At 50.8% G+C, this 15,830-nt stretch carries 13 protein-coding genes and 1 tRNA gene; 12 read left to right on the forward strand and 2 right to left on the reverse strand.

All coding sequences use genetic code 11. The annotated features are described in order from the left end of the window. Positions 1–351 precede the first annotated feature (351 nt). The 4 genes from HNQ57_RS18170 (at position 352) to HNQ57_RS06830 (ending at position 3,381) form a co-directional block, all read left to right on the forward strand. Positions 352–1,458: a peptidoglycan-binding domain-containing protein gene (locus tag HNQ57_RS18170; RefSeq protein ID WP_184461838.1), complete on the forward strand. Its 1,107-nt coding sequence runs from the start codon at positions 352–354 to the stop codon at positions 1,456–1,458. Between the two features lie 79 nt (positions 1,459–1,537). Next, positions 1,538–2,119: a uracil-DNA glycosylase family protein gene (locus tag HNQ57_RS06820; RefSeq protein WP_184461839.1), complete on the forward strand. Its 582-nt coding sequence runs from the start codon at positions 1,538–1,540 to the stop codon at positions 2,117–2,119. Further along, positions 2,116–2,712, forward strand: coding sequence for an NUDIX domain-containing protein (locus HNQ57_RS06825; RefSeq protein WP_184461840.1), 597 nt, complete (start codon positions 2,116–2,118; stop codon positions 2,710–2,712). Before HNQ57_RS06820 ends, HNQ57_RS06825 begins: the two co-directional genes overlap by 4 nt. Positions 2,713–2,778: 66 nt before the next feature. Then, the gene (locus HNQ57_RS06830) at positions 2,779–3,381 is read left to right on the forward strand and encodes a DUF1134 domain-containing protein (RefSeq protein WP_184461841.1); all 603 of its coding nucleotides are present in this window, start codon (positions 2,779–2,781) and stop codon (positions 3,379–3,381) included. 62 nt (positions 3,382–3,443) lie between these two features. Here the strand turns inward: HNQ57_RS06830 and HNQ57_RS06835 are convergent, their stop codons facing one another. Both HNQ57_RS06835 and greB read right to left on the reverse strand, forming a co-directional pair. Beyond that, positions 3,444–4,772, reverse strand: coding sequence for an alpha/beta hydrolase (locus HNQ57_RS06835; RefSeq protein WP_184461842.1), 1,329 nt, complete (start codon positions 4,770–4,772; stop codon positions 3,444–3,446). Positions 4,773–4,862: 90 nt separating this feature from the next. Continuing rightward, the gene (gene greB, locus HNQ57_RS06840; protein ID WP_184461843.1) at positions 4,863–5,363 is read right to left on the reverse strand and encodes a transcription elongation factor GreB; all 501 of its coding nucleotides are present in this window, start codon (positions 5,361–5,363) and stop codon (positions 4,863–4,865) included. Between the two features lie 79 nt (positions 5,364–5,442). Between greB and HNQ57_RS06845 the strand changes: the two genes are divergently transcribed. The 8 genes from HNQ57_RS06845 (at position 5,443) to HNQ57_RS06880 (ending at position 15,823) form a co-directional block, all read left to right on the forward strand. After that, positions 5,443–6,270, forward strand: coding sequence for a M23 family metallopeptidase (locus HNQ57_RS06845; RefSeq protein ID WP_184461844.1), 828 nt, complete (start codon positions 5,443–5,445; stop codon positions 6,268–6,270). A gap of 61 nt (positions 6,271–6,331) precedes the next feature. Beyond that, entirely contained in the window at positions 6,332–6,517 is a 186-nt protein-coding gene (locus HNQ57_RS06850) for a Trm112 family protein (protein WP_184461845.1), read from the forward strand. A gap of 170 nt (positions 6,518–6,687) precedes the next feature. Next, complete coding sequence (gene alaS, locus HNQ57_RS06855; RefSeq protein ID WP_184461846.1) at positions 6,688–9,309, forward strand: alanine--tRNA ligase; 2,622 nt, start codon at positions 6,688–6,690, stop codon at positions 9,307–9,309. A gap of 133 nt (positions 9,310–9,442) precedes the next feature. Beyond that, the gene (locus tag HNQ57_RS06860) at positions 9,443–10,672 is read left to right on the forward strand and encodes an aspartate kinase (protein ID WP_184461847.1); all 1,230 of its coding nucleotides are present in this window, start codon (positions 9,443–9,445) and stop codon (positions 10,670–10,672) included. An 81-nt stretch (positions 10,673–10,753) separates the two neighbouring features. Then, the gene (gene csrA / locus HNQ57_RS06865; RefSeq protein WP_008247082.1) at positions 10,754–10,936 is read left to right on the forward strand and encodes a carbon storage regulator CsrA; all 183 of its coding nucleotides are present in this window, start codon (positions 10,754–10,756) and stop codon (positions 10,934–10,936) included. A gap of 132 nt (positions 10,937–11,068) precedes the next feature. Then, positions 11,069–11,161: transfer RNA gene (locus HNQ57_RS06870), tRNA-Ser, on the forward strand. Between the two features lie 338 nt (positions 11,162–11,499). Continuing rightward, positions 11,500–12,630, forward strand: coding sequence for an efflux RND transporter periplasmic adaptor subunit (locus HNQ57_RS06875; protein WP_184461848.1), 1,131 nt, complete (start codon positions 11,500–11,502; stop codon positions 12,628–12,630). A gap of 61 nt (positions 12,631–12,691) precedes the next feature. Next, positions 12,692–15,823 (forward strand): efflux RND transporter permease subunit, encoded by a 3,132-nt coding sequence (locus tag HNQ57_RS06880; RefSeq protein WP_184461849.1) that lies wholly within the window; start codon positions 12,692–12,694, stop codon positions 15,821–15,823. The last annotated feature ends 7 nt before the right edge of the window (positions 15,824–15,830 follow it).

The raw sequence follows: 15,830 nt of genomic DNA on the forward strand, positions 1-15,830 counted from the left end.
AAGGGCTGCCTGCGTCGTCTAATTTGCGGCGGTCATTAAACCATAAAGGGGCGTGGGTTTCCTTGGCAATTTTCCCTGTTCGGCAGGCTTTATACGCGAAGATCGTCGTTTATTCATTGCGCGAATTACGGCATTTTTCTGAGGAACCGGTTGTTTGGTTTTTATCCATTGGCTCGACGTAAATTGAGTGTGTTCGCAATTTTAGTTACATCATCTGGCAGGGGTGTGTCGCAGGCGCCTTATTTAACGCAATTTACCGTGTTTTGGCGTGGTGATAGCCTCGAATCCCTGAGTGTAGGCGTTATAAGATAGTCGCTTATCGGTGTTTGGGGCGAGGGCGGTGCTGTGGTAGTGGGCTTTGAAGAAAGGTGTGGCGTTAAGGCAAGGCTCAGTGCATTGGGAGTGACGATACTGCTCAGTGCCTGCATGCCGGTAGCGGTCCCTATGGGTGGCCAAGTGCCGCCAGAATACAGCCCCGAAGAAGGCCGAATTTCCTCGTTAGAGTCAGCGTTAGCCGACGCAATGATCCAAATTGAAAAAATGAAGGCTCGCACTGTGAGCAGTGGCGATGAGTTGCCGGCCATTCCGCCAAATGCGGAAACGGGGCGCTGCTATGCTCGTATGCTGCTGCCACCGGCTTATGTGAGTCGCGTTGAACAACGGGTAGTGAAGGAGGCCAGTGAACGCATTGAGACCGTGCCGGCGACGTATGCCATGTTTAATGAGCAGGTGTTAGTCAGCGAAGAGCATATACGTTTAACGGTAGTGCCAGCGACGTATAAATGGCTAGAAGAGCACACTGAGGTGCTGCCGGCGCGGAGTGAGCAAGTGCTGGTTAACGCGGCGGAGTACAAAACCGTACTGGAAGACGTGATCGTCTCTCCGGAGGAGTTGGTTTGGCAGCGAGGCCGGGGCGAGCTTGAAAAAATTGACGAAGAGACCGGTGAAATAGTTCATCAGCGGCGAATTCCGGCAACATACAAGAAAATAAGTAAGCAGGTTTTAGTTGCGCCAGCCCAGTATCGCAAGGAAGTGACGCCGCCGGTGTATGAGACTTTACGCAAGCGCGTGGTTGATGTTCCCGAGCACACCATTGAGGAAGTGGTGCCTGCCAAGTACAAGACGGTTACCGTGCAGCGTGAAATAGCGCCAGAAAAAGAAGTGCGCCACCCCATTGCGCCAATCTATAAAAGCTTTAGTTATCGCGAGAAAGTTGCTGATGCGCGCTTGGATTGGCGGATGATTCCCTGTGAGCGCGAGGTGAGCAAAGATTTGGTCTATAGCCTTCAGCGTGCGCTGCGCGCTAAGGGTTACGACACGGGTGGACTCGACGGGGTGTTGGGTAAATATACCTTGGCAGCAATTCATGATTACCAAAAGTCCCAGGGTTTAGCGACCGGTCGTTTATCGGTAGAAGTGATCGATGCCCTAGGAATATCATGGTTGGCGGCCCAGTAGAGTACTATTAAAATGCACCGCCGAATAAAATTGGCCGGTGATACTTGCCCAGTTGATTTTATGCGGCGCACAATGGGGCATGGAATCTCTATGTGATTTGCTCGCCGATATTCGCGCGTGCACAGCGTGCGCTGAGTATTTGCCACTCGGTCCACGGCCTGTGGTTGTCGCCGATTTTGCTGCAAAAATTTTGCTTATTGGTCAAGCGCCTGGTACTCGGGTGCATCAAACTGGCATTCCTTGGAATGACCCCTCTGGTGACCGTCTGCGGCAATGGCTGGGAATGGACCGCGAACAATTTTATGCTGATCCGCGTCTTGCCATTATGCCCATGGGCTTTTGTTATCCCGGCAAAGCTAAGTCGGGTGATTTAGCGCCGCGCAAAGAGTGCGCGCCGCTGTGGCATGAGCGTCTATTGGCCCACATGCCCAAGGTGGAGCTGGTGCTGCTTATTGGCCAATATGCTCAAGCCTATTATTTGCGTGATAACTTCTCCACATTGACTGAGCGGGTTGCTCAACATCCGCCAAACCATCGTTTTTTCCCGCTACCCCATCCCTCGCCGCGCAATCAGCTGTGGTTAAAGCGCAATCCATGGTTTGATGGCGAGGTCGTGCCGCGATTACGGGCGCGAGTACACCGTATTCTGGAGAACAAATGAGTAAAGTCTTGGGCCCTTGGCAGCAGCTTAATTGTCAGCAAGTGTATGAGAACCCCTGGTTGCGCCTCGAACATCACGAGGTGAAAACACCAGCCAATACAGCCGGGATTTACGGCAAGATATGCTTTAAAAATATTGCTGTTGGAATCGTGGCTATTGATGACGAGGGCTATACCTATTTAGTGAAACAATACCGCTACCCGCTAGCGCAAGACAGCTGGGAAATTCCAGAGGGCGGTTGCCCATTGGCCGGTAACCCCCTTGACGCGGCGCGCCGCGAACTGCGGGAAGAAACTGGTTTGTCGGCGGTGCAGTGGTTTGCGCTGCAAAATTTGCACACCTCAAACTCGGTTACCGACGAATGCGCTGAGGTTTTTATTGCGGCGGGTTTGAGTCAGGGTGAGCAGTGCCTAGAGGCGACAGAAGATATTCAAGTGGCGCGGCTACCGCTCACTGAGGCTGTTGCAATGGCCCTAGATGGGCGTATAACAGATGCTATTAGTGTTGCTGCACTGCTAAAAACACATATATTACTCAGTCAATTTAACGGTGTTACCAAGGATTTTTTTGCGTCGATGCCTACTGTCTCCTAATTCGCAATGGCGAATGCGCTGGCGGGTGAATCGACGAGCAGGGGATGTTAATCAAGGGAGTTTGCAATGAAGAATAATCATTTATTGAGTAATGCCTACCGGGTTTTTCTCGGTGCTGGTCTCGCACTACTGCTTAGCGCGCCGGCTGCATTGGCTGCGTCTGCGGATGCCAGCGCGAGCGCGAGCGTTGGTTTCACTAAGGAGCAGGTTTTGGCCAAGGCCGATGGCTTTTTTGGCGAAACTACTGCGGGCTTGGCCAAAGCCATAGAAAAGCTGTTTGCCGAACAGGGTAGTCCCAATGCGGTTATTTATGGTGAAGAAGTGTCGGCGGCCATCGGTATTGGCGTTCGCTATGGTCAGGGTGAGGTCGAATTGGCGGGCCGTGCGCCAGAACCAATATTTTGGCAGGGGCCATCGCTGGGGTTTGATATGGGGGCTAATGCGGCCAAGGTCTTTACCCTTGTTTACCATTTGAAATCGACAGAGGATCTTATGCAGCGCTTCCCCGGTGTGGACGGCAGTTTTTACGTGGTGGCGGGGGTGGGCGTTAACTACCAGCAGAGTGGCGAGATGATTTTGGCGCCGATCAGGACCGGTGTTGGTTTGCGTGCCGGTGCCAGTGTCGGTTATGTGCATTACACCCGTAAAAAGTCGTGGCTGCCGTTTTAAGGAGATGAACCGAAGGCGCTGAAATTTCACGCGCCTTCGGATTTTTGCCTACGACAGGGTTTTTAGGTCTGGGCTTCTACGTCTGCGTTACGTTCCGCGACGTCATCAATTATGGCCTTATCAACGTCAGCTCCATCCGCTGTTGCCTGCACCGATAATGCCTGCAGATGGCGACGATAAAGCTCGTCTAAATACACGCACAATTGATTAACCACAATTTGCGTGCGCAGCGAAATACCAATTTCAAAGGCGTGCTGGGCGTCGGGCAGTTCCGCATAGGCAACAGCCTGCTCCGAGATCGCCTGCAAGGCTTTATAGAGTTCCTGAGATTCCGCGACCGGTACGAGCGTGTCGGCCTCGCCATGAATAATTAAAAAGGGCGGCGCGTCTTTGTGTACCCAATATAACGGGGAGGCCTGACGCCAGAGTTCGGGCTTTTCCGCGCGAGTTTGTTTTAACACTTTGGCTGAAATCCATTGGCTTAAGGATTCACCGGCACTGCGCTGGTTTTGGCTATTTAAAAAGTCGTATACACCATAGAACGGTACGCAGCCTTGTACCTCGGTATTGGCGTCTTCAAAACCGGGCTGAAACTCAGGGGCATTGGCGCTGAGTGCGAGCAAAGTAGACAGGTGGCCGCCAGCAGAGCCGCCGGTGGCAATAACGAAATCTGGGTTGCCGCCGTAGTCGGCAATATAGTCTTTTACCCAGCTAAGTCCGCGCTTGCAGTCAATAATATGTTCTGGAAACGTTGAGCCCGGACTGAGGCGGTATTCAATTGCAACGCATACCCAGCCATTGGCGGCCAATTGGTTCATTAGGGGTAGGGCTTGCTCATTTTTACTGCCGCAGTTTTCTAACCACGCGCCACCATGCATTTGGTAGAGCACGGGGGCATTCTCTGGTAGGTCGTCGCGATGGTAAATGTCGAGTTTTAGCGAGCGACCATTTACCGTGCAGTATTCAATGTTTTTGTGTCGGGTTACGCCGGGTAAGCGGTAGGCGAAAGGCTTGAGTAAACGCTTGAAGTCGGGGCTGATTTGCAGTGAATCTGAGGTGTTGAGTGGCTGATCTGGGTTTAGACCGAGGGCATCTCGCACGGCTTGCGCCATGATGGGCTCGGCGCGCTGGGCACGGAAATAGAATACACCAATCGCCAGCCAGCTGCCGAGTGCAATGGTTAGTCCGAAGGCATCACCGAGGCCGCTGAGTTCGCCAAATAGTATAATGAGCACGGTTAATGCGACTTCTACGGCAATGACGTGAAGGCCGAACTCGCCAACAATGACGCCAAAAATAAAACTGATTACGCCCAATAGCTCAGGGTTGCGTCGGTAGGGGCGATAGATGTTCCATGCCGTCCAAGCCCATATTAAGGATAGTAAAAACATGATTAAAGCTCTCCGTGAAAGTCGTCGCCATCATAGGCTATGCGTATGATGATCTCTAGCGGGTGGCAAAATAAGCCCGTTTAAGCATGGCTACTTTTGATAGCGAATGGCGGTGATGTAGTACAGCGTTTCGCCTTTTGGTGTGACTACTTTTACTTCGTCGTCCAGTGATTTGCCTAGCATGGCTTTGGCGAGCGGCGAGTCCATGGATAGGGTGTTTTGGCTGAGGTCGAATTCATCGGGGCCAACAATGCGATATTCAAATTCCTTGCCGTCGTCGTCCTCTAAGCTTACCCAGGCACCAAAATACACTTTATCTCGATTGCTGGGCATTTCAGCGACGACAGTCAGTTCTTCTAGGCGCTTCGTTAAAAACCGCACGCGGCTGTCGATTTCCCGCAGGCGTCGTTTACCGTAAATATAGTCGCCGTTCTCGGAACGATCGCCATTTTTCGCAGCCTCATGAACACTGGCCGTGACCTGGGGGCGTTCAATTTTCCACAATTGACGAACTTCATCGCGCAAGCGGCGCTCTCCTTCCGGGGTAATGTAGCACGAGCCTTTGGCGCGAGGAGGGCGGTAACGTGACATAGGGGGTACTTGCCTGCTGTTTTAGCGAATAATAACGCGCTATGGTAGCGCAGCGAACACTGACAGAGGATAGCGGGTAATGAATAAATGTGTGGCGATGGTGCAATTTGCCCTAGCGATGATGGTGACGACGAGTCTCAGTGCACAGGCAGACGTGGCGCTGCACGGCCAATTAAGCCAAGGTGGTTTGTTGTGGGGCGAGGTGGCTGGGGCCAGCTCAGTAAAGCTCGATGGTAAATCCTTGAAAATTGCAGACAACGGTATTTTCGTCTTTGGTTTTGACCGCGACGCCAAGCCCGTATCCCACTTGGAGGTTTGCCGTGCTGAGGCCATGTGCGAAAAGCAGACCTTGAACATTGCTCAGCGTCAATATGATATTCAGCGTATCACCGGGGTGCCTCAAGAAACGGTCACGCCGCCAGCATCAGTGCTTGAACGCATTCGCAAAGAAACCGCTTTGGTTGTTAGGGCTCGGCAGCAGGATTTTGCCCGCCAAGATTTCACTCAAACCTTTAAATGGCCAGTGCTTGGCCCCATCACGGGTGTATTCGGCTCCCAGCGTGTCTATAATGGCAGCCCCGGTCGCCCGCACTATGGCTTGGACATCGCCGCGCCCACGGGTAGCAAGGTATCCGCGCCTATTGATGGTGTCGTCACCTTGGCTCATCCCGATATGTTTTATTCGGGCGGTACCTTAATTATCGATCATGGTATGGGGGTTTCATCGACCTTTATCCATTTAAGTCGGGTATTGGTTGAGGTCGGACAGCAGGTGAAACAGGGCGATGCTATTGCCGAAGTTGGCGCCACAGGGCGAGCCACGGGTCCTCATCTCGATTGGCGAATGAATTGGGCTGGGCAGCGCTTAGATCCGGCGCTGCTTATGGGGCCGATGCCCCCCAGCTAAATAGTAAACACCACCATTAGTGGGCAAACAAAAGACAGACATACATTGAGAGCGGTAGAAGATGATTGATAAGAAATTGCTAGAAATATTGGTGTGCCCAGTCAGTAAGGCGCCGCTGGAGTATGACCAGAAACGCAATGAGCTAGTCTGCAAGGCCAGTGGTTTAGCCTACCCCATTCGCGATGGTATTCCGGTAATGCTGGAATCAGAAGCGCGGGCTTTGACTACCGATGAGAAACTAGGCTAAACAAGCCTGTAGGTTGAAATGCGGTGTCATTTTCGGGCTTGTAAGTCTGAATACACGCCCCACTAATTTCGTTATACTTGCCGTTTTTTTACCGCCGTTTACGCCGTGCTTACATAAGCAGTGGGTGTGGCGGTAAAAGCCGTTGTTGCCCACGGAGTGAGAGAGTTCCCATGAAAAGCGCCGCCATTCGCGAAGCCTTTATTCGTTATTTTGAAAACAAGGCTCACACCCACGTGGCCAGCAGTTCGCTGGTGCCGGGTAATGACCCAACGCTGCTGTTTACCAATGCCGGTATGGTGCAGTTTAAAGACGCCTTTCTGGGCAGAGAAAAACGCGGCTATGTTCGCGCGGTGAGCTCGCAGCGCTGTGTGCGCGCGGGCGGCAAGCACAACGATTTGGAAAACGTCGGCTACACCGCTCGCCACCACACCTTTTTTGAGATGTTGGGCAATTTTAGCTTTGGCGATTACTTTAAACACGATGCCATTAAGTTTGCTTGGGAGTTTTTGACCTCGCCCGAGTGGATGGGAATTCCCGCCGAAAAGCTCTGGGTTACCGTTTACGCGGACGACAACGAAGCCTACCAAATCTGGAATGAACAGATGGGTGTGCCCGCCGAGCGCATGGTGCGCATCGGCGACAATAAAGGCGGTAAATACGCCTCTGATAACTTTTGGTCGATGGGCGATACCGGTCCCTGCGGCCCCTGCACCGAGATTTTTTACGATCACGGCGCCGACGTCGCGGGTGGCCCGCCGGGCAGTCCGGATGAAGACGGCGACCGCTATATCGAAATTTGGAACAACGTGTTCATGCAGTTTAACCGCGACGCCGATGGCACTATGACGCCATTGCCAGCGCCCTCGGTGGATACCGGCATGGGCTTGGAACGTATCTCTGCGGTAATGCAGGGCGTGCACAGCAATTACGAAATTGACCTGTTCCAGAACTTAATCAAAGCCACCGCCGCCGTGCTTAATGTGAGTGATATCGAACACACTTCACTGCGCGTGATTGCCGATCATATTCGCTCTTGCGCCTTTTTGGTTTCTGATGGCGTTATTCCTTCAAACGAAGGTCGTGGCTATGTATTGCGGCGGATTATTCGCCGCGCTGCCCGTCACGGTAATAAACTGGGCGCCGAGAAAGCCTTCTTCCATAAGTTGGTGGCACCCTTGGCGCTGGAGATGGGCGAAGCCTATCCAGAGCTTGTGACTCGTCAGGCGCAAATTGAAAAAGTTTTGCTGCAGGAAGAAGAACAGTTTGCCAAAACCCTCGATCAGGGGATGAAAATTCTTGAGCAAGATTTGCAGGATTTAAGCGGCAAGCAGATTCCCGGTGACACCGTATTCCGGCTCTACGACACCTATGGCTTCCCCGTTGACCTCACGGCAGACATCGCTCGCGAGCAGGGTTTGAGTCTGGATATGGACGGTTTCGAGCAAGCGATGAATGCCCAGCGCGAGCGCGCGCGTTCAGCCTCTAATTTTAAAGTCGACTTGAGTTCAGAGCTTAATATTGACGGCGAAACGGCATTCTGTGGCTATCAGAGCCTAGTTGACGAGGGCGCAGTTGTTGCCTTACTGCAAAATGGTCAGCGGGTAACGTCCTTAAAAGAGGGTGACGCTGGCGTCATCATTCTGGATCAAACCCCGTTTTACGGGGAATCTGGCGGACAGGCCGGCGATGCCGGTGTGCTTAGCGCCAATGGCGTGCGCTTTGAAGTGCGTGACACCCATAAGTCGGCTGGTCATCACTTACATCACGGTGTGGTTGTTAGCGGCGCAATTAACGAAGGCGACCGTTTACACGCCGAAGTCGACAATAATATTCGCCAAGCCACGGCATTGAATCACTCAGCAACGCATTTGCTGCACGCGGCATTGCGCCAAGTTTTGGGTGAGCACGTTGGCCAGAAAGGCTCGTTGGTGGATGCCCAGCGTCTGCGTTTTGACTTCTCGCATTTTGAAGGCGTGAGCAAAGAACAGCTCGCTGACATTGAGGCCTTGGTGAATCAGCAAATTCGTGAAAACAGCGCTGTGCAGACCGAAATTATGGATATGGATGGCGCGGCTAAGCGCGGCGCCATGATGCTGTTTGGCGAGAAATACGGCGACGAAGTTCGGGTGCTTAGCATGGGCGGCGATTTCTCTGTCGAACTCTGTGGCGGCACGCATGTGCAGCGTACTGGCGATATTGGTCTGATGCGTATTGTTGCTGAGTCGGGCATTGCGGCCGGTGTGCGCCGCATAGAGGCGGTGACTGGCGCCACGGCGCTCGCCGCTTTTGAGCAAGCCGAAAGTGAATTGGGTCAATTGGCAGGTTTGCTTAAGACCGGCCGTGACAAACTCGGCGATAAGATTCAGCAGTTGCTTGTTCAGCAAAAGCAGCTCGAAAAAGAATTGTCGGCACTGAAGGGTAAATTAGCGAGTTCCACGGGTGACGATTTACTTAACCAGCTAGAAGACATTGCGGGTATTAAGGTGTTGGCGACCAAATTAGACGGCGCTGACGCAAAAACCCTAAGAGACACCCTCGATCAGCTTAAAAACAAGCTAGGTTCTGGTGTGATACTGCTCGCGGCGGACGATGGCGGCAAAGTGGCATTGGCGGCGGGGGTGACCAAAGACCTAACGGCTCGCTTTAAGGCCGGTGAAATTATGAAACTGGCGGCAGAGGCAGTTGGCGGTAAAGGCGGTGGTCGACCCGATATGGCCCAGGGTGGTGGTGTCGATGTCGCTGCCATTCCCGCAGCATTGCAAGTAGTGCGGGACTACTGCGCGGCAAAATAGGCCCTCGGCTGACTCCGCTGGGCGCAAAAACTACGTAAATCACGTATAGCGGCCAGTGGGTCATTTCCTTTAAATTTGATCTGGTGTTTAATGAGCGCCCTTTGGTATGGGCGTTTATTAGCAGAAGCGAATCATGAGTCTAATAGTTCAAAAATTTGGTGGTACTTCGGTAGGCACTGTTGAGCGGATTAAAGCGGTAGCCCAAAAGGTTGCTGGTTTTCGTGAGCGGGGCCACGACATTATCGTTGTTGTGTCGGCGATGAGTGGTGAAACTAACCGCTTAATCGAGTTGGCAAAAGCGATGCAAGCGGAGCCCACGCCGCGTGAGCTAGATGTATTAGTGTCCACCGGCGAACAGGTGACTATCTCGCTATTGTGCATGGCGCTGCATGAGCTGGGGCAGGGTGCGAAATCCTATACGGGTACCCAGGTGCGGATATTAACGGATGAAGCGCATACCAAGGCGCGCATTCGGGACATCGATGATGCTAAGATCCGCGCAGATCTTGCTGAGGGTAATGTGGTTGTTGTCGCTGGTTTTCAGGGCGTTGATGAAAACGGCAATATAACCACTCTAGGCCGCGGCGGTTCAGATACCACGGGGGTGGCCTTAGCTGCGGCGCTAAAAGCCGATGAATGCCAAATTTATACTGATGTGGATGGGGTCTATACCACGGACCCGAGGGTGGTGAGTAATGCCCGCCGCTTGAATCGTATTACTTTTGAAGAAATGCTGGAAATGGCCAGCTTGGGTTCTAAAGTACTACAGATCCGCTCAGTTGAGTTTGCTGGTAAGTACAATGTGCCTTTACGGGTATTGCATGCTTTCCAAGATGGACCTGGGACACTGATTAGCTTAGAGGAAGACTCGGATATGGAAAACCCGGCAATTTCGGGCATTGCGTTCACCCGTGATGAAGCAAAGATTACTGTATTAGGCGTACCGGATACCCCAGGATTGGCGTACCAAATCTTGGGCCCGGTAAGCGATGCGAATATTGAAGTCGACGTTATAGTTCAAAACGTCGCCGAAGATAATACGACCGATCTGACTTTTACGGTTAGTCGTGGAGATATGGCAAAGGCCGAAGCCATTGTGCGCAAGCTGGTGAAACAAACAGGTGCGCGAGAGGTCAAAACGGATGACAAAATTGCCAAAGTGTCGCTGGTTGGTGTGGGAATGCGTTCTCACGCCGGTATTGCGAGCAAGATGTTTAAAACTTTGGCAGAAGAGTCAATTAATATTCAGCTGATCACAACCTCGGAAATAAAAATTTCAGTGGTTATTGATGAGAAATATTTGGAGCTAGCCGTTCGGTCGCTACATGCAGCTTTCGAACTGGATTCGGAGCCCAGTATTTAATTTATTTACGCTATTTTCGCTGTGTTGCACAAGGATTCGCACCAGGGGGTTTGCGTTGGGCTCTTACAAGGAGATGCCATAATGTTAATTTTAACTCGTCGTATTGGTGAGACCTTGATGGTTGGTGATGAAGTCACAGTGACTGTTTTAGGTGTAAAGGGAAATCAGGTTCGCTTAGGTGTTAATGCGCCTAAAGACATTGCGGTACACCGTGAAGAAATTTACGATCGTATTCAAAATGAGAGCAATGGAAACAAGGAATAAAGCGAAAAAAGCCGTTTAGGCCTTTGCTTATTTCCTGAGTGTGGTATTATGCCGCCCGATTCGTTGAACAGCGCTATGTGCTGATTAACGCTCTACTTTTTCAAGCCTAGCTTGTTTAAGTGGGAAATTTCCGGAGAGGTGGCCGAGTGGCTGAAGGCGCTCCCCTGCTAAGGGAGTATGGGGTTTATAGCCTCATCGAGGGTTCGAACCCCTCCCTCTCCGCCATTATTGAAAAGAACCTGCTGATTTAGCAGGTTTTTTTTCGTCTGAATGTTTTAGTGTGCCATCTGTGTACCAAAAAATTGCCGCCGCTAATCAATTTCATGTTCAACGTTGAAAGCGCACCCAAGACTAGGTTCGGGTTGCTAAGGTACTGAGCTATAACGATTACGCTCGTGTAATGTTGCACGTCGTAACTCGACCTTTACGGTAGACAGTGCTACTTTTTCGCCTTTGCTTCCACGCTGCTATGTTGCTTATGGAAGTGTTCAATGGAATTTAGGCATTGTTCAAATTCAGCGTTCAATTAATAGGGAAGTGATATGACTAGGCGGATGATAATCATGCTAGTACTGAGCACCGTGGTATTCGGCGGCGTGTTTGGTATGAAGTGGTTTGGCAATAAAGCCATGAATGATTATATGAACAATATGCCTACCCCAGCGGTGACGGTGGCAAGTAGCAAGGCAGAGAGCATGTCTTGGCCGAATCGTCTCGCCGCAGTGGGAAGTTTAGTCGCGGTAAATGGTGCTGATTTGACTGCTGAGGTTGATGGCGTTGTATCGGCCATTCATTTTGAATCTGGCGATATAGTTAAACGCGGTGATTTGCTACTGACCTTGTCGGCGGCAAGTGAGCAGGGCGAGCTTAAACGCCTGCAAGCGCAAGCGGAATTAGCCGAGTTGAACCGAGCGCGTAAAGCGCAATTGTATAACGGTAAATCAATCTCTAAGGCCGAGCTGGATACTGCTATCGCTGAAACGAATGTTGCGCTTGCCGCAGTCGAAGCGCAGAAAGGCCGTTTGGCACAAAAAATTGTCACAGCGCCTTTCGACGGAAAATTAGGTATTCGTCGAGTTAATGTCGGCCAATATCTTGGTATGGGCGCACCAATCGTTACCCTACAAAAATTAGATCCTATTAACGTCGATTTTTCACTGCCTGAGCACTATCTTGGCAATTTAACGACAGGCTTGGCGGTGTCGGTAGGCGTTGACGCGTACCCAGACGAAATATTCCAAGGCAAAATCTTAGCGATTGAGCCCAAAGTAAATCCTAATACGCGCAATTTTGATGTGCGCGCACGCTTGGCCAATACAGACTTACAGCTTAAGCCAGGCTTGTTTGCTACCGTGACGATTACCTTACCTGGCGAGAATGTGCTGACGGTGATTCCTCGCTCGGCGGTAAATTACACCTCTTATGGCGACTCAGTTTTCGTTGTTCAGAAAAGTGGCGATACAGTACCTGTCGATGAGCAAGAGGGCATGGCCGAGGCCGGTTTAGAAGTGGTTCAGCGCTTTATTACACTGGGTGAAGCACGGGGTGATTATATTGCGGTAACGACAGGATTGGAGGTCGGGACTGAAGTCGCTAGTACGGGCCTGCTTAAATTACGCAATAAACAACCCGTCATTATTGACAACAGTAATGCGCCAATGCCGGAATTGGATCCAGCGCCACCAGCTGGCTAAGCTGTTTTGGGCGCCAGCGCTGCTGGTGTAAAGGATTACTGGCGATAAGCTGAGAGTAGCGATGAATTTCACCGATATATTTATAAAACGCCCAGTATTGGCGGTAGTAGTTAGCTTAATCATTTTGTTGCTAGGGATGCGCGCTGGTCTTGATTTAACCGTGCGTGAATATCCAGAGCTGCAGAATGCGCAAATTTCTATCATGGTTGTGTATCCCGGCGCGGAACCCGCCTTGGTCGAAGGGTTTGTAACAACTCCGCTGGAGCGCGAGATAGCCTCAGCCGATGGGATTGATTTCCTGACCTCCAGTTCGGTGCAGGGAAGCGCTAGAATTACCGCTAATTTACGTTTAGACAAAGACCCTAATGAGGCGCTAACGGAAATTTCAGCAAAAATTTCGAAACTCCGAAATCAGTTGCCAGAGGGCTCAGAGGACCCAATTATCCAGTTAGCGGAAGGCAGTGGCACTGACGCTATGTATCTCGCCTTTTCCTCTGACGTGCTCACTGACAGTCAAATCACCGATTATATTTCCCGGGTAATTGAGCCAGAACTTTCCGCTATTGCCGGCATTGAAAAAGTGAATGTGATGGGCGCCAAAAACTACGCGATGCGTGTATGGCTAAACCCTGAGAAATTAGTGGCATTTAACTTTAGCGCCAGTGAGGTGGTGGCAGAGATCCGTAAGCAAAATGTACTTTCAGCGGTGGGCCAGACTAACGGCAACTATGTGAAAGTAGGGCTTTCGGCGGGGACGGATTTACATCAAGTTGAAGAGTTTCGCAAAATGGTATTGCGCTCTGACGACAATACCTTGGTGCGATTGGAGGACGTTGCCAACGTTGTGCTGGGCGCTGACGACTACGATCAAAGCGCCTTTTGGGATGGCGAACCTGGTATTTTTGTGAGTATGACCGTGCGGCCTGATGCCAATTTGCTCGACGTAATTGCGAAGGTACATGATCATTTACCTGATATTTTTAAAGCCTTACCTGAAGGCTTGAACGGTGTGATGGCATTTGACTCTACCATCTACGTAAATAGCGCAATTAAGGACGTCCGCGCTACTTTGGTGGAAGCCGTTTTGATTGTGGTTGTGGTTATTTTCTTGTTCTTAGGCTCAATGCGCAGTTCACTGATACCCGCTGTGACGGTTCCCCTGTCACTTGTGGGGGCCCTATTTTTGATGTTTTTGATGGGCTTTTCAATCAACCTTTTAACCCTGCTGGCAATGGTCTTAGCCATTGGTATGGTGGTTGATGATGCGATTATTGTATTAGAAAACATTCATCGACATATTGAAGAAGGCCTAGAACCCCGCAAGGCGTCAATTATTGGCGCCCGAGAGCTGGTGGGGCCGGTTATTTCAATGACGATTACCCTCGTTGCGGTGTACGCCCCCATCGGTTTCTTGACGGGAATCACTGGCAAACTATTTACTGAGTTTGCCTTTACTTTAGCCGGTGCCGTGTTGATCTCTGGAGTAATAGCCCTGACTTTGACGCCTATGATGTGTGCGAAGCTTTTAAAGCCCTCACACAGCGGCGCTGAAAGCGGCAGTCGTCTTGTAAAATATTTGGATGAAAAATTTAATTTATGGCAAATCGCTTATCGAGCCCGCTTACACAGCGCCTTGGATCAGCGTCACGTTATTGGTATTTTTGGGCTGATTGTCTTGGTGTCATGTTATTTTTTATATGCATCAAGCCCTGCTGAACTTGCGCCTGCCGAGGATTTTGGTTTTGCCGGTGCGCTAAATGAGGCGGATGGCTATGCATCAAAAGAGTATTTAGAAAAATACTTTATGGAAAACCAAAAAATTGCGCTGGCGAATGAACATGTTGGGCATTTGTTTGCCTTTAGCACCAATAATGGCGGCGGCACTAATTCTGCATTTTTCGGTATGATTGCAACGCCTTGGGACGAGCGTGACCAGACGATGACCCAGATTGCAAATGATGTGAATGTCAAAGTTGGCGCTTCGGCGGGGGTACGTACCGCCATATTTCAACCCCCAGCTTTACCTACGCCAGGGCAGGGCTATCCCGTTGAATTTGTGCTCAAGTCTATTGCCGATCCGCAAACCATGGCGGATGTCGGTGATGCGGTTGTGGCGAGAGCGATTAAGAGTAATCGCTTCTTTTATGTGGCTGCTGAATTAAATATTGATCGACCGGAAACGGTATTGGATGTTAACCGCGAAAAAGCTGCGCTGTTAGGTGTTGATATGAGCGCGCTGAGCGCTGACTTGGCGGCAATGATGGCAGGTGGTGAGGTGAATAAATTCGCCTATCAGGGGCGAGCCTACAAAGTTATGGTCCAAGTAGAGCGTGAGTCACGGTTAAATCCTGCTCAATTAGCAGGGTTTTATACGAGAACAGGGAGTGGTGAATTAATTCCGTTGTCGACCATTGTTACGTTGCGTGATCGCGTTGTACCGCGTTTTATTCCCCATGCGCAGCAGCTCTTGTCGAACACCATTGTTGCCGTGCCACGGCCTGATATTTCGCAAGGTGATGCCTTGGCTTTACTTGAGACCATCGCCAAGGAAGAGATGCCAGCTGGATTCCAAATTGATTATGCGGGTTCTTCGCGTCAGTTTAAGCAAGAAGGATCTGCTTTGCTTGCGACGTTTGGCTTTGCCTTAATTATTATTTACCTAGTGTTGGCCGCACAGTTTGAGTCCTACCGGGATCCATTGATAATTTTGGTCACGGTGCCAATGTCGATTTGTGGGGCATTATTAACCCTGAACATTTTTGCCATGACCAATGGTATGCAATTAACTAATTTTTCTGGGATGAGTCTGAATATATATACTCAGGTCGGTATGGTGACCTTGATTGGCGTTATTTCAAAGCACGGTATTCTCATTGTGGACTTTGCCAATCGCCTTCAGGAGCAGGGCATGTCCAAGCGCGAAGCAATTGAAGAGGCCAGTTCTATTCGCTTGAGGCCAATATTAATGACGACTGCGGCATTAGTTGTGGCCATGGTGCCTTTGTTATTGGCAACTGGCCCCGGCGCTGCATCGCGCTTCTCACTGGGTATGGTGATTAGCTCAGGTATGACCATTGGCACATTGTTTACCTTGTTTGTGGTGCCCGCCATGTATATGTACATAGGCCGAGATCATCAGGTGCTTGGGAAGTCTAACCGGATGATAGCCGATGAGCTTCACTCTGGCGTATGAGGGATTA

This window comes from Zhongshania antarctica, assembly GCF_014202945.1.
In the GTDB taxonomy this organism is placed as follows: Bacteria; Pseudomonadota; Gammaproteobacteria; order Pseudomonadales; family Spongiibacteraceae; genus Spongiibacter; species Spongiibacter antarcticus.